12 protein-coding genes and 2 pseudogenes are annotated in these 13,653 nt (G+C 67.6%); 7 read left to right on the top strand and 7 right to left on the bottom strand.

Translation table 11 applies throughout. The features are described 5' to 3' along the window. On the bottom strand, positions 1–194 hold a 194-nt coding region (locus AWQ71_RS38640; RefSeq protein WP_218002151.1), incomplete at its 3' end, for a transposase. Positions 195–268: 74 nt separating this feature from the next. Here AWQ71_RS38640 and AWQ71_RS41120 point away from each other — a divergent pair. The 3 genes and pseudogenes from AWQ71_RS41120 (at position 269) to AWQ71_RS38625 (ending at position 2,938) form a co-directional block, all read left to right on the top strand. Further along, positions 269–1,272: pseudogene (locus AWQ71_RS41120) on the top strand (IS5 family transposase). A gap of 10 nt (positions 1,273–1,282) precedes the next feature. Further along, positions 1,283–1,471 (top strand): annotated as a pseudogene (locus AWQ71_RS44810) (SEC-C metal-binding domain-containing protein); the annotation flags it as partial. A gap of 78 nt (positions 1,472–1,549) precedes the next feature. After that, positions 1,550–2,938, top strand: a complete 1,389-nt coding sequence (locus tag AWQ71_RS38625) for a sensor histidine kinase (protein WP_067143955.1) — start codon at positions 1,550–1,552, stop codon at positions 2,936–2,938. Here AWQ71_RS38625 and AWQ71_RS38620 read toward each other — a convergent pair. The 3 genes from AWQ71_RS38620 to AWQ71_RS38610 form a co-directional block, all read right to left on the bottom strand. Continuing rightward, complete coding sequence (locus AWQ71_RS38620) at positions 2,876–3,511, bottom strand: response regulator transcription factor (RefSeq protein WP_369407241.1); 636 nt, start codon at positions 3,509–3,511, stop codon at positions 2,876–2,878. The genes AWQ71_RS38625 and AWQ71_RS38620 overlap by 63 nt on opposite strands. Positions 3,512–3,522: 11 nt before the next feature. Beyond that, positions 3,523–4,401 (bottom strand): CPBP family intramembrane glutamic endopeptidase, encoded by an 879-nt coding sequence (locus AWQ71_RS38615; RefSeq protein ID WP_067143953.1) that lies wholly within the window; start codon positions 4,399–4,401, stop codon positions 3,523–3,525. Between the two features lie 75 nt (positions 4,402–4,476). Continuing rightward, the gene (locus tag AWQ71_RS38610; protein WP_067143951.1) at positions 4,477–5,163 is read right to left on the bottom strand and encodes a glycosyltransferase; all 687 of its coding nucleotides are present in this window, start codon (positions 5,161–5,163) and stop codon (positions 4,477–4,479) included. Between the two features lie 35 nt (positions 5,164–5,198). Here AWQ71_RS38610 and AWQ71_RS38605 point away from each other — a divergent pair, with 35 nt between their 5' ends. Beyond that, positions 5,199–5,672: a TetR family transcriptional regulator C-terminal domain-containing protein gene (locus AWQ71_RS38605; RefSeq protein WP_067143949.1), complete on the top strand. Its 474-nt coding sequence runs from the start codon at positions 5,199–5,201 to the stop codon at positions 5,670–5,672. 149 nt (positions 5,673–5,821) lie between these two features. On the opposite strand, the gene tnpC is transcribed toward AWQ71_RS38605, so the two are convergent. Further along, positions 5,822–7,171, bottom strand: a complete 1,350-nt coding sequence (gene tnpC / locus AWQ71_RS38600) for an IS66 family transposase (RefSeq protein ID WP_084259769.1) — start codon at positions 7,169–7,171, stop codon at positions 5,822–5,824. 548 nt (positions 7,172–7,719) lie between these two features. Beyond that, on the bottom strand, positions 7,720–8,379 hold the full coding sequence (locus AWQ71_RS38595; protein WP_067143947.1) for a DUF4241 domain-containing protein: 660 nt from the start codon (positions 8,377–8,379) through the stop codon (positions 7,720–7,722). 1,178 nt (positions 8,380–9,557) lie between these two features. On the opposite strand from AWQ71_RS38595, the gene AWQ71_RS38585 reads away from it, so the two are divergent. Both AWQ71_RS38585 and AWQ71_RS38580 read left to right on the top strand, forming a co-directional pair. Continuing rightward, a complete protein-coding gene (locus AWQ71_RS38585) occupies positions 9,558–10,301 on the top strand; it encodes a hypothetical protein (protein ID WP_067143944.1) in 744 nt (247 codons plus the stop codon). A gap of 358 nt (positions 10,302–10,659) precedes the next feature. After that, entirely contained in the window at positions 10,660–10,896 is a 237-nt protein-coding gene (locus AWQ71_RS38580; RefSeq protein ID WP_218002150.1) for a DUF397 domain-containing protein, read from the top strand. Between the two features lie 141 nt (positions 10,897–11,037). Here AWQ71_RS38580 and AWQ71_RS38575 read toward each other — a convergent pair whose 3' ends face one another. Further along, complete coding sequence (locus AWQ71_RS38575) at positions 11,038–12,375, bottom strand: WD40 repeat domain-containing protein (RefSeq protein WP_157570844.1); 1,338 nt, start codon at positions 12,373–12,375, stop codon at positions 11,038–11,040. A gap of 393 nt (positions 12,376–12,768) precedes the next feature. On the opposite strand from AWQ71_RS38575, the gene AWQ71_RS44805 reads away from it, so the two are divergent. Continuing rightward, positions 12,769–13,635: a substrate-binding domain-containing protein gene (locus AWQ71_RS44805; RefSeq protein WP_084259768.1), complete on the top strand. Its 867-nt coding sequence runs from the start codon at positions 12,769–12,771 to the stop codon at positions 13,633–13,635. Positions 13,636–13,653 lie beyond the last annotated feature (18 nt).

Raw genomic sequence — 13,653 nt, 5'->3', positions numbered from 1 at the left:
GTGCCTGGTCGGGTGCCTTCGTCGATCTGGGATTGACGGATCCATTTGCGCAGCGTCTCGGCGGTGCCGATGCCGAGTTTGGCGGCGACGGCGTTGATCGCGGCCCACTCGGTCGGGTAGTCCGGGCGGACCTCGGCGACCATACGCACCGCGCGCTTACGCAGTTCTGCGGGATAGGGGGACTTGGCTGCCATGACTCGATCCTCTCAAGGGAACGAGCCTCCACCGAAGCCGGCGCGCTTCAGCCTGATCCGATAGGCCGTCTTGCGTGACGCGAGTCCAGTTAACAGACGAAGAGTGGGAGTTCATCGAGCCGTACCTGCCAATCGGCGGGTTCGGCCCGTACCCCGAGCGGCTGCGACAGCAGTTCGAGGGCGTGATCTGGCGGTTCAAGACGGGCGCGCAGTGGCGGGAGATGCCGAAGGAGTTCGGCGCCTGGCCGACCGTCCACAACCGCTTCCGGCAGTGGAGGGACGCCGGCGTCTTCGAAGCCTTGTTGGAGGGCCTGATCGCGGAAGCCGCGAAACGCGGTGAGGTGGACGTGTCCCTCGTCAGCGTGGACTCCACCACCGCCCGGGCCCACCACGACGCTGCCGGGATGCACCTCGGCCAGGACGTTGTCACCGCCCTGGAGAAGGCCGCCGAACAGGAGGAGAAGGCCAGGGAAAAGGGGGCGGCCCGGAAGGACAAGAAGAGCAGAATGACGGAAACGGCCCCGAACGGGAAGAACGGCGACGTATCCGGCGCCGGCACAAACTCCGACTGAAAGCTGCCCTGCTCGGACGATCGAGGGGCGGGCAGACCAGCAAGATCCACCTTGCCACCGACCGCATGTGCCGCCCGCTGGCGTTCGTCCTGACCGCGGGGCAGGCCGCGGACAGTCCCCAGTTCATCCCCGTGCTCAAGAAGATACGAGTTCGGGGGCCCGTCGGTCGCCCCCGCACCCGGCCCGACGCGGTTGCCGGGGACAAGGCCTACTCCTCCCGTGGCAACCGCGCCTACCTGCGCAAGCGCCGCATCGAGGCTGTCATCCCGGAAAAGAAGGACCAGGCTGCCAACCGGAAGAAGAAGGGCAGCAAGGGCGGTCGGCCCGTCAGCCACGACGCCGACCTCTACAAGGAGCGGAACAACGTCGAGCGCCTGATCAACAAGCTGAAGGCCTGGCGAGGCATCGCCACCCGCTACGACAAGACCCCTGAGAGCTACCTCGCCGGTCTCCACCTTCGCGCCGCGATGATCTGGATCAAAGACCTCACCAGGACCATCACTTGATCACAACTGAATACGCGCCCTAGTCCGGCTGCTCCTCCGGCATTTACTGTCTAGAGACCGCCCCGATCACCCGCAAGCGAAAGTCTTACGGCAGAACCTGAAACGTTCTTCCGAACGCACGCGCGCCCGATACAAAGGTCGAGACCGCAACGCCCCGTGCCCATGCGGTTCGGGTAAGAAGGTCCAACGCTGTCACGGCGTCAATTCGGCCTCCGGACGGGTCAACATCTCGCGGGACCGCCTGTGGGAAATGTCGGATAAGCCCCACAATGGTCGGGTGCACAGGCTGATCATCCTGCTCGCGGTCGTGCTCGCCGCCCTGGGAACAGTGGCCATGCTCGGTGCGGAGTTCGCGGGGCCGAAGATCCCGCTGCTGTTCATGGGATACGCGGCCGGGGCCGCCGCGGTGACGGCCGGCCTGTGGGCGAGGACACGATGGCCGGACAGCCCGGTGGGATCGTTGCTGGCGTGGAGCGGGGTGATGTGGCTGGCCTCGGGGGCCGGTTACGCGAACGTACCCGCGGCCATGGCACTGGGAGCAGCGGCGCCGGCCCTCCAGCACGGACTGCTCGGGCACGCGATGGTCGTGCTGCCGCATGGCCGCGCCGGCACGCCGATCCGCCGGGGGGTGGTGGCGCTCGGATACGCGGTGCCGCTTCTGTCCGGCGCGATGTCGATGGCGTACGGGGAGCCGTCCGGCGGGGAGTGCCTCTGCCTCGCTCAGGCGTTCGGCCTGGTCACAGGGGGCAGACCGCTGGCCCTGGTCGGGATGACGATGGCCGGCGGATACGCGGTCGCGCTGTCGGCGGCGGTGTACCTGCGGTGGGTACGGCTGCCACGGCCGGAACGCGACACCGCCGTCATGTTCTCCGGGCTGACGCTCATGCTGCTGGTGCTGGTGTACGAGACGGGCAACCTGGCGCGGGCCGGCGGGCTCGCGGTCCACTTCACCGGCGGGTTGCCGGACAGCCTGGTCGTGCTGGGTTTCATCGTCTGGCCGCTGGCCTACCGTGTCGCGCTCGGCCGCAGGGAGGCGGCGCGCCGGATGGCCGAACTTCTCGACGCGGGTGACGAGGCCAGGCGCCGGATCGAGCGTGACCTCCATGACGGCGCCCAGCAGCGGCTGGTCAACGTGCGGCTGTTGCTGGGGCTGGCGCGCGACGAGCCGGCCCGCCTCGGTCAGGCGGTCGCCGAGCTGGGCCGGGCCTTGGAGGAGCTGCGGGAGCTGGCCCGCGGCACGTTCCCGGCGGTGCTGGCCGAGGCGGGTCTGGGTCCCGCGCTCGGCTCCCTGGCCGAGCGGGCCGCCCTGCCCGTTCAGGTACGGGCGGCTCTGCCCGTACGGCCGGCGCCGCTGGTCGAGCGCACCGCGTACTTCGTGGCCGCTGAAGCGCTGGCCAACGCGAGCAGGCACGCCCGCCCGGCGACCGTGAAGATCGCCGCCGTGCTGGGGAAGGGCCTGTTGACCGTGGAGGTGACCGATGACGGATGTGGGGGTGCCGTGTTCGGGGGAGGTCTGCGCGGCCTGGCCGACAGGGTGGTAGCGTGCGGGGGCACACTGTCCGTGCACAGCCCGCCTGGGGCCGGGACCACCGTACGGGCCGTGTTACCCGCGCAGGTATCGGAGTACGGCCAGAACCCGCCGGTTGTCGGCGGTCGCGTCCGCTAGGCCGAGCTTGCCGAAGACGCCGCGTACGTACCCTTCGACCGTCTTCTGCGTGAGCCCGAGCAGGGCCGCGATGCCCTGGTTCGATCTGCCCTCCGCGACGAGGGCGAGCACTTCCCGCTCGCGCGGGCTGAGCCGGTCGAGCGGGCCGGGTTCACGGGGCCGGGACACCAACTGCGCGACCACGGCAGGGTCGAGCACGGTCTGCCCGGCCGCCACGCGGCGCAGCGCGTCGGCCAGCTCGTCCGGTGCCCCGACCTGATCCTTCAGCAGGTAGCCCGTCCGGTACGGGGTGGCGCCGAAGAGCTCTCCCGCGTAGTGGGTTTCCACATGGTTGGACAGGAGCAGCACCGCGACGGACGGATGCTCCCGGCGCAGCCGGACGGCCAGCTCCAGCCCTTCGACCGTGTAGGTGGGCGGCATGCGGATGTCCACGACCGCCACCTCGGGCGGGCGGGCCCGGACCAGCCGCGCCAGCGTCTGCCCGTCGCCCGCCAGACCGGTGACGGTGAACCCCGCGCGTTCCAGAAGAGCGGCCATGCCCTCGCGGAACAACGCGGAGTCGTCCGCGATCATCACCTGCACGATCACACGGTAACCGCGACCGGCTTCCGGCGCGGCGTCCGGATGCGTCCCGCCTTCGCGGCCAGGGTGAGGAGGACGGTCCCCACGGCCGCGCTGACCAGGATGAGGACGAGCCCGGACTCCAGGTCGCCGGGGCCGCTGCCGGTCCACAACTGCGGGCCGTCGACATGCCCGCGCAGCAACGGGGTCTCGCTGATCGCGCCGGCACCGGTCGATCCCGCCCCGAACACCGAGCTCTCGAACAGGTTCCAGCCGGTGTGGATGCCGATGGGCAGCCACAGCGAGCCGGTCAGCAGGAAACCGCCGCCGAGGACGAGCCCGCCCGCCACGGCGATGCCGATCAGCGTCATGGCGGTGGCGTTGGCGTTGGGCGCGTGGAGGAGCCCGAAGACCACCGCGCTGAGCGCGAGCGCCCACCAGGAGCCCAGAGCCTTCTCCGGCAGCCGCAGCAGCACGCCGCGAAAGGCCCATTCCTCCCAGAAGGCGACGCACAGGGCGAGCACCGTCATGGTGGCGAGCGATCCGACGTTCACCGTGACCGCCGAGACGGTGTACCAGCCCGCCAGGGCCATGATCCCGAACACCGACGCCTGAACCGCCGCACCGATCGCCAGACCGCTCAGAAGGTGGGGGATCGCGTTCTTGGCCGGGAAGCCGATGCCCGCGAGCGACGTACCCTCCATCCGCCGGGCCAGCGGGATGCTGACCAGCGCCGCCACCACCCCCGCCAGGCCCAGCAGCAACCCCAAGGCCGGAGAAAGACCATCGGGCCCGATCTGCAGGGCCGCGGCCAGGACGGCCTGGAGGGCGAAGAAGACGGCCAGCACCACGATCAGCAGGGTGAACGCCTGAGACAGCGGATGGCCGAGGAATTTGCGCATGAGGGAACTCCGATTCGCAGGGTGCGGCTCGATACTCGGGCGTTCACCTCCAGCTGTTCAAGATCCGTATTCTCCTCAAGGGATAACCCTGGAATGCCCGGCGATGCGGTCGGCGTTGGCCCGCTGCTCGGCCATCTGCGGCACCGCCACCATCGGCAGCCCGTCGCCCGGCGGTTCCCACTCGCCCTGGTAGGCGCGTCCGGTCAGGCCCGGCCCGACGAAGGCGAAGCCGTCGCCGAACGTCTGCCCCGCGTACTGGAACGCCCTGGGCAGCATCACCAGCCGTATCGCGGCCCGGTCGCCCCGCATGAACGCCTGCAGGTCGCCGAGCCCTTCTGCGCGCAGGAGGCGGTTGAGGCGCAGGACCACGCGCAGGAAGCGGAAGCTGACGGGGTTGAAGGTGGTGTACTCGCGGTTCATCGACCGGTGTTCGTTGCTGACCAGGTTCGGCCAGGTCTCGATGGAGGGCACCCGCCAGCGGGCCGCCAGCATCCGGCCCCACCAGCACAGCGGGCCGTCGTGGACGACCAGGTCAGGGCGCCGGCCGTGGTCGAGCTGGCTGGGGCAATGCGGCCAGGGTCTGGTCTCGTCCAGCAGGAGGCCCATGGCCCGGATGAGCTCCTTGCCGTGCATCTGCGGCACGTCGTCCAGAGAGAGCGAGTCCCAGGCGTAGGTCCAGGGGACGATCTCGGCGCCGGTCTCGGCCACCCGCGGCGCGTTCACCTCGGTGGTGGCGTACGTGACGTGGTGCCCGCGCGTCACCAGTTCGGTGGCCAGGCCGAGCGTGGGGTTGATGTGTGCGTGAGCGGGTGACCGAGCTGATCGAACAGGGGCTGCGTGACGGTGAGCTCCGACCCGAACTGGATCCGGTCCGCGAGGCCGTCACGCTGTTCGCCATGATCGACGGCCTCGGTGGCGAACTGCTGCTCGGCGTTCGCGATCCCGCCGACGCGCTCGCCACCATCCGCTACCACCTGGACCGGCTCGTCTGCCGCGTCAACGACGACACCATCATGATCGCCGCCTGTCGCTATCGCTGTGAGATCAGGCGCAGGCCGACGACGCACCCGGCGACGGCGCCGATCGCCGTTCCACATGCCATGCTGACGGCTGCTCGACAGGTGACGAGGAATCGCAGAGTCGCGGCGGAGCCGCCGCTGATCCGTAGCAATATGCGTTCCGAACCGGCTGAGCGGGTTGCGAACAGTGCGCCGGCGAGAGCGATGAGAATCGCTGTCGCGACGACGTACCACCATCCAGTTGGAGCCTGATATCCCTGCTCAAGGTCGGTGAGGGCGGTTTCACCCAAGCGGCGGTCGAGTCGCTCCCGCTCGGTCGCGGAAACGCGGTAGTGCGAAGGGTCAATGATGAACTCTTGAGGCTCCAGTCGGAAACCAGTAACTGCTCAGGTTCTTCGTGATCAGGTGGCCTGAATCAGGCTCGGACGCCAGGGATTTCCGTTGAACAGGCCGCAGAGAGCGGCCCAGGCGGTCACACCGTTCTTGCGCGCGGAGGAGATGTAGCCACGGATCCGTGCGAACTGCTTGAGCCCAGTCATGGTGCGCATGGCGCCGGAGACCTTGACCTTGGTCTTGGCCATGCGGAGATCACCCTCCGCCCGGTTGTTCGTGAAGGGCACCGCAAGATCGCGGGTGAACCGCAAGATGTCGTCTTCCCGGTCTCGCAGACGTTCCAGCAGGTTGCGGGTCTTGGTCTGCTCCCGCCGATAATGGTCGCGGGGATGATCGGCCAACCCGGCCCGCACTGCTTGTCGGAACAAGCGGGTCTGTTCGGCGAGAACCTCGGCCGCGATCACCCCTCCGCCCTTCTCACGGGCGGTATGCGCGGCCTGATTCAACACATAAAGAGCGCGTTTGGCCTGCTCGGGCCAATACTGACCGGGATGCCGCTCAGCGGCGGCGACCAACTCCCGGCAGATGTGCGCCCCGCAGAGCTGGTGGACGAAGGCGGAGGCGATCGACGGGCCCTGCTCGTCGGCAGGGCCAGCGAATTTGGCCGAGTCGTACATCGACAGGCTGTCATGCACGACAACCCCGGCGAACACCGGCAGCACGCCATGCTCGCGCACCGCTTTCAACCCGCGGCTGACGTGCGCGTGGTAGGAGGTCAGGGCTGTGGTGGCGGCCACATGCAGCCAGCCCTTACCGCCCGAAACCCCACGGCCGGACAGTTTCATCGACGTCTCGTCGGCGTGCACCACATGCGACAGGGTGATCAGGGTCTTGATGGTCCGGTCGATCTCGGCGAGTTCGTCGTGTGCCTCGGCCAGCACGTTCACGATCCAGCCTTCCGACACCGTGGCGCCGGTCAGGTCACTGATCAGCTCGGCCGTGCGGGCGATCGGCAGCAGCTGGAAGACCACCAGGTAGACCGCCAGCGCCCGCAGCGCCGGACCATAGGAAACCGGAGCGTCCACCCCCGCCGGGCTGGGCGCGGTCGTCACGCACCCACACCGGCAGCGGCGCTTGTGCATCCGATGTTCGGTGACCGTGACCGTCGGCTCGGGAAGCTCGTGCACCTGACGGCAGACTACCCCGGCCTCGGCGGCATCGGCCAGATCTGCGCCACAGCCCCGGCAGGACGCCGGATACCAGTCATGTTCAACATCGGGAACCTTGAACGCCAGCGCCGCCCCGCCCTCACCGGCGGCCTTGCCCGGCTTGCGGCCGGTCTTCTGCCGCAGTGATGTGGGCCGCGATCGGGTCATCTGGTCCGATGACGGTGGCAACGAGGAGTTCGTCGAGTTCATCTTCAGCCCAGCCCCACCACGCTACGACTACTTGTGGAAGTAGCCGCCCGCTCACCGCCTCGTTGAACCTGAGCCTCCGGCGGGGGCCTCGGCTCCGGGATGATCGCCCGCCCGGTGAGCCATGTCCGTAGCTGGCTGAGGTGGAAGCCTGATCATCCCGCCCGCCACGACCCAGGCAGGCCCAGCAGACCAGCTCCTACGGCTCAAGGCCGTCTGTGCCCCTTGGCGTCCCATGACGGAGGAACGGGGACCAGCTGACGGACACGCGAAGACGGGCTTGCCCCTCCGTCGCCGGCCCGCTGCCGCTCCGCGGTGGGTCAAGGCAAACGGGATGATCAGGAAGGTAAGGTGCGCGCGTCCGCGCCAAGGTTTCAGGCTTGATCGCGTGCCACACCCGCGCCATATCCCACGGGGAACGGGGGAAATCCCGGGTACTCACGGATCAAGAAACGAAGAAGCCCCCGACCGGCATCTCTGCTGGTCAGAGGCTCTTTGTCCTGCTGGTGGCAGGTCCAGGGTTCGAACCTGGGTAGGCTGAACCGACGCTTTTACAGATCCCCGATTGGGCCCAAGCTGTGGCTCAAGAGCTCTAAGTCGCTAATGAAGCACACGGCTTCACCGCCAGTCGAGCGCCCGATCCAGGTCGGGTACGCCCCATCCCCCATCCCGCAGTCGAACAAGATGACGTTCAGCCCGGACTCGGCATCAGTGACCTCGGCCCAGCCATCCCGCATCACGTCTTTGCGGATCCCCTCCCACTCGGCACGAGTGTCGTCCTGGAACCGGCGCAGCAGAGGCAGAGCCGTCACGTCAAGGAAGCATCCCTGCCCGCTGTCGACGCCGAATCCGAAGAACTCCTCTTCGCCGAGTTTCGATGGGTCCTGACCAGGACACAGCGCCATCTCCCAGGACACCGCCGGTTCATCCCTGATCACGACCTTGGCGGCGGCGCCCCGCACCCATTCGTCGAAGTCCACCAATGAAAGCACCACCCGGTACCGTCCGGGCGGGATCTCCTCAGTGAACGCCTCCGCATCACGTCCGGAGTCCTGAACCGACCAGTCGTTGTCCCGTACGACCAGTCGGCCGCTGGCCAGGTTCACCGCGCCCACGTCCACCACGAAGATGCCGACCGGGTCCCGGTTTGGCCAGCCATACCTCATCCCTGGCCGGAACATCGACTCGAAGTCGGGCGGGGGCAGGGCCATGGAAGACCTTTCGGTAGAGCGGCATAGATCCCCACGTCTTGTGAGGCGTGATGATCAAATGGCAAGGCGGGCCGATGAGGAATCGCAGCCGGGGTGGCCGGCCCTTATCCCGACGTCGACGCCGTGGACGTGCACCTCGCGGTCTCCCCAGCCCTGCTCGCATGGCATCCCAATCGACGGGTGTGAGCACCTCAGCAAGACCATTCGCGCTGACAGGGATCCCGTCAGCCTCGTCGCCAGGTGGGACGAGGTGAACACGCATCCGCACATCATGCCCTGGTTGCCGGGCCATTAGCGGGCCATTAAGCAAGGTGACGAGGGGTCAACCACGGTCACTCACGACCGACCCGAAGTCCAGCTCAGCGGCCGTACGAGCCGTGGCCGGGCCCCCCGCCCCCTAACGGCCGGGCCTCATTGCGGCTTCGCCCAGCCTGTTCGGGCGACGTGGTGGGAGTAGTCTCACCCGGCCTCCGTGGTCGGGTCTCATCGCGGAACCTCTATCTGGATCAGTAGGTCGAGGACCTCATGAGTCTCACCCGACCTGCGCGGCTGGTCCTCATTGTGGCACTCCGTCAATCAGGTCGCGGTCGATGATGCCGCGGAGTCTCTCACCCGGCCTTGCGCCGGGCCTCATTACGGGGGCGTCGCCGCGTATGGCTACATGCGTGGGATCTGGTCTCACCCGGCCCCAGCGGCTGGACCTCATTGCAGCACGCCATCAACCAGATCGCGGTCGATGATGCCGCGGAGCGTCTCACCCGACCCCAGTGGTCGCGCCTCATTGCGGCGCCTGGATATGCCCCGCTGCAATCGCGAGCGTGCCGCCTCCCCTGCCCCCAGCGGCCGGGCCTCATTGCGCATTGTGGTCTCGGGCCAGCTCGGCGGGTGTCGGGAAATCTTCTAATTCCGGCACTCCGAGAAGGTGCCACTGCGCGATCAAGCCCACTTTGGGGCTGGGGACACGTTTGAGAGCGGAGGGCCACTTATGGTGGGCACGCAAGGTCCGCATTGGAGGAGCACTCTGATGAACGGGCTTGGCCGTACTGGATGGGTGCCTGGATGAACCCTCCAGGCCGGTGGCGCGTCCCTCAGGTATGAAGAGATCGCGTTTGACCGTCATCGCGGTGCTCGCGTCGTTGTGCGCCTGCGGCCAGTCTGGTGCTGGTCCGGTATCCACTGTGGCCGGGACCGAGACGATCGTGTTGCCGCGGGCCGATCAGCCCAAAGCGCATCGGCCCACCCTGGAGCGGCTCATGCCAGAGGCGGCGTCGTCGGGCCGCCCCCTAAAGGAGGTCGTCAAGCGGTACGCGACCCGGGTGGCTGCTACCTCATCGCCCAAGCCGACGGACTTCGAGGGTTACGACCCTGCGGTGACCGACCCGGACGTGGCGATCGACGGCATTCCCTACGCTGAGCTGGTCGACCTCGGGGCCATCGCCAAATCGGAGGGCATCTCCTACGAGGAGGCCATCGACCGCTTCGGCTCACAGTCGTCCAACAGCCGGGTGATCGACAAACTTAACGTGGAGTTCCCCGACGAGATCTCCGGCGTCAGATACGTCGAGGACCAGCGGGGGCTGCGCGTCGGCTTCAAGGGTCCCATCCCGACTCGCGCGATCGAGCTGGCCAGGACCCTCCCCATGGAGGTCACCCTGATCGGCGGCAAGGGATTCTCGGCCGCGGAGCTCCGGCAGGCCCAGGACACGGTCGTCTCCTGGCTCCGACCCCGTTCTGAGGTGGCCACGATGATGGCGCACCCAGATGACGAGACCGGCCAAGTCAAGGTCACAGTTCAGCCGAAGGTGATGCCGGACAATGCGGAGGAGTTCAAGCGTGGGCTTCAGCTTCCGCAGCTGGACAATCCGCACATCACCGTCGAGGTCACGCTCTCCGCCGACTCGATCGCCGTTCAGCCGCAGTGAGGGCCACCGAAGCCCCCGGCGCGCACACGGCTGGGCGAACCGCACCGAAACGATCACGAACCGCAAGCGCGATCCCTCACTCCGCTGCCTGGCGGCTGGGGACATGTTCGGGAGCGGAGGGCCTTCTAGATGCCGACTAAGGCCCGCCGCGCGCCGCTGCGTCTTTCGGCAACTGCCTGAGACGACGAAGCGGCCCGCGTTCGTCACCGTGAGGGAGGCCAAGCTCGCCACCACGGCCGATCTTCATGCCCGCCCTGAAGCGCTCGGGACACCCACTAGGACCGAGATCGCCCACCGTGCCTACGACCTGCGTGGATGCAGACGCGAGGATGCCCCGGCTTGATCTCCTCCACGCCGAGTGGCGCAGAGCACCCGCAGCGGCGCCAACGGCGACTGCGTCGAGGTGGCCGTCATCTCGGCCACTGACGGCCACCACACCGGCGAACGCCTGTACGCGGTTCGAGACTCCAAGGACCCCGACGGCCCCGCCCTCATCTTCACGCCCAGCGAGTGGGAAGCCTTCATCGCCGGCGTCAAAACGGCGAGTTCGACTGAACTCCCTGCACCAACTCTGGGGCTGTGCGGCTTGGTCTGAGCCCGCGCGTCATCAACCCAAGTGACCCGCTACAGCCCTACGCTGTGGCACCCCCACCATCCGTCCCGGCTCTGCTCTGACACTCCGTGCCTGACGCGAGGCGCCGTAGCGAAGGCAGGCGTTACATGGAGCCCGGGTTGATTAGCAAACGAAAAGGAGGTCAGAGGCCTCGACCGCATAGTCCAACCAGTCCGCGCCGCCCGTGTAACGGGCCCAGTCCGCCTTGCTGATCTCCGTGCCGGGGTTGACTCCGCAAGCAGCCCGCCCCGGATCGGCGACGATCTCGGCGAGGTCCCTGAGATCCCACAGGAAGACCCCGCCGGGGCCAGCCGCCAGGGCGACGCCGCCATCGGCACCGAGAGCCACGGAGTTGATCTCCCTCGTGTATCCCTTCAACGCGGCCAGCCGGGCCGGCCTGGACCTGTCGGAAAGGTCCCAGAGGATTGCTGAATCGCTCGGTCCCGCGAGCAGGGCGGTCTTCCCATCGGGGGTCAAGGCCATGCTGTACATATCATTGAGGGGCACATCAAGCGTAGCCGTGCGAACCGGACGCGACGGGTCATCGAGGTTCCAGACCTCGGCCGAATGCGCGTTCCCGACAAGGACGACGCGCCCGTCCGCGCTCATCGCCGTCGCGCTCGCATACTTCTCGGCAGGCACCAGGTCGGCCGACTTGACCGGACGCGAGGGATCGGAAAGGTCCCAGACCATCACCGCTCGATAGTTGGACAAACTGCTCTCGTACGAGATGACGGCGATCCCGCCGTCCGCGCTGAGTCTGATGTCGCCAACGATGGCGAAGGTGAGAAATCTCGTCACCGACCGGCGCACGGGACGAGACCGGTCGGTCAGATCCCACACGGTCAGGTCGCCGCCGAGGTCGGCGGTCACCGCCGCGCGGCCGTCGCGCGACAACGCCATCGCCAGGACGCTGGCGTCGTCCTCGTCGTTCTTCCCGCCCGCCATTACGGCCGCCCGGATCGGCTTGGCCGGATCGGTGAGATCCCACACGATCGTGTCGCCGACGTCGCCGCCGGTCAGCGCCGTCCGACCGTCGCCGCTCAGCGCCGTCATGCTCATGCCTTCCCTGCGGTCCTTCAACACGGCGACCCGATCGGACTTATTGACGATCTTGGGATCGAGCCAGGTCGTGAGGTCCCAGACGCTCATTTCGTCGCCGCCGGCCAGGGCGATCCGCCCGTCGTCGCTCAGCACCACCTCGCCGGAGACGTCCGGGGTGAGTTCATTGCCGCGTATCCCGACCATAGTGTCGATCAGCCCCGCCCGGGTCTGCTCGTCAGGGCGGATCCTGACTGCGGCCAAGCCGAGGTGTAGGGCCATGCGGCGGTCGGCGTCACGCAGTTCCGCGGCGTGGAGCGCGAGCCCATGAGCCAGTGCGATCCGCTCCTGAGCCGACGCCCTGTCGTGCTCACGCTTCCACGCCAGTCCAGCCACGCCCCAGGAGACGGCCAGGAGCACGGCAAGCACTAAGGCGCACGTTCTCCGGCGAGGACCTCCGCGTGCATCCGCATGGCGGGCTCCGGCCAGGTCATTCATCTCGGCTCCAGTCCATCCGGATCACAGCGGCGCGTATTCCGTTTGGTAGACGTGCGTATAGAGACTGAGTCACAGGAACTACTCAGCAACGTTGGAGCGATCTTTAAGAAAGTGATCACACAGTACCTGTCGACGATCTTTACGTAAAGAGTGGATAAAATGTGATCTAGCTCACATCAAGTGCTCGTCCAGTACGTGCCGCGTCTCTGTCCTTCCGTCCGCTGTTGTCTGTTCCGACGTGCACGGTTGTGACAGGTCATTCCACCCCGTGCCGCGTAGGCTCAGTGCGGCACCGCCCACACTTCTCTCGTCGGGATGACGCCCGCCCCGAACTATCCCCGGAGCGGCGCCGGTGGGCGCAGTAAACGCATGGTTGCTCCGTGGCTGCTCGCGGTACACGGCTGGGGTTGCAACGTCATCCAGGCATACATTGCTCATGCCATCGCCGGGATGGTCGCTCGTTGTTTGCTCGCGCATTTCCGCCTGCTCGCCTCAGCCGTACTTCACAGCCCGCGATCGGGGGTAGCGCCGACACAGAGAAGAACCCTCACGCAGAAGCGGCAGGTTGTTCGGCCGCTCTCGTGCGATGCGCTTTCCACCGTCCAGCGGGGCCGCTGCGCGTTCGGGGTCGCGCCCCTGACCTGCAATTTCTCGATGTGGGCCGATCTCGGCCCGAGAAGCAGGCCCCCGTTGCTTGCTCGTTGTTTGCTCGCGTGTTGCCATCCGCGGTGCGTCATCGAGGCGCAGGAGGTGACGTACGACGCGGCCATCACGGCGTTGCAGGAGAAGGACGTCGATCTGATGATCGCCGAGCCTCCCATCGACGACCCGGCGATCACCGTCGGCCCCGTGCTGTTCACCGAGCCCCGCGCGCTACTCGTGCCCGCGAGTCACCCCCTGGCGAAGCGGGAACCGGTGTCGTTGGAGGATCTCGCGGTCCTGCCGATGATCACGCCTACTGGCGGGGCTCGCGTCTGGCGCGATGCCCACTTCCCGTTGCATACCCCGAAGGGCCGCCCGATCCGGCACGGACCCCGGGCCGCCGGATGGCAGGCGGCGCTCTCGCTGGTCGGTGCGGGGAAGGGGACCACGGTGGCGGCCGTCAGGGCGGGCGCTATTACGGCCGCCCGGACATCGTCTACGTCCCGTTCGACGACGCGCCGCCCCTGGAGTACGCGCTGATGTGGCGTACAGCGAACG

This window comes from Microtetraspora malaysiensis (genome assembly GCF_001528665.1).
Lineage (GTDB): Bacteria > Actinomycetota > Actinomycetes > Streptosporangiales > Streptosporangiaceae > Microtetraspora_A > Microtetraspora_A malaysiensis.
This window is presented reverse-complemented; position numbering and strand designations above follow the sequence as displayed.

Coding starts and splice junctions, on each gene's coding strand:
- tnpC (WP_084259769.1), bottom strand. CDS start 7,171: ATGAACTCGACGAACTCCTCGTTGCCACCGTCATCGGACCAGATGACC.
- AWQ71_RS44805 (WP_084259768.1), top strand. CDS start 12,769: ATGACGCCCGCCCCGAACTATCCCCGGAGCGGCGCCGGTGGGCGCAGT.
- AWQ71_RS38595 (WP_067143947.1), bottom strand. CDS start 8,379: ATGGCCCTGCCCCCGCCCGACTTCGAGTCGATGTTCCGGCCAGGGATG.
- AWQ71_RS38620 (WP_369407241.1), bottom strand. CDS start 3,511: ATGATCGCGGACGACTCCGCGTTGTTCCGCGAGGGCATGGCCGCTCTT.
- AWQ71_RS38615 (WP_067143953.1), bottom strand. CDS start 4,401: ATGCGCAAATTCCTCGGCCATCCGCTGTCTCAGGCGTTCACCCTGCTG.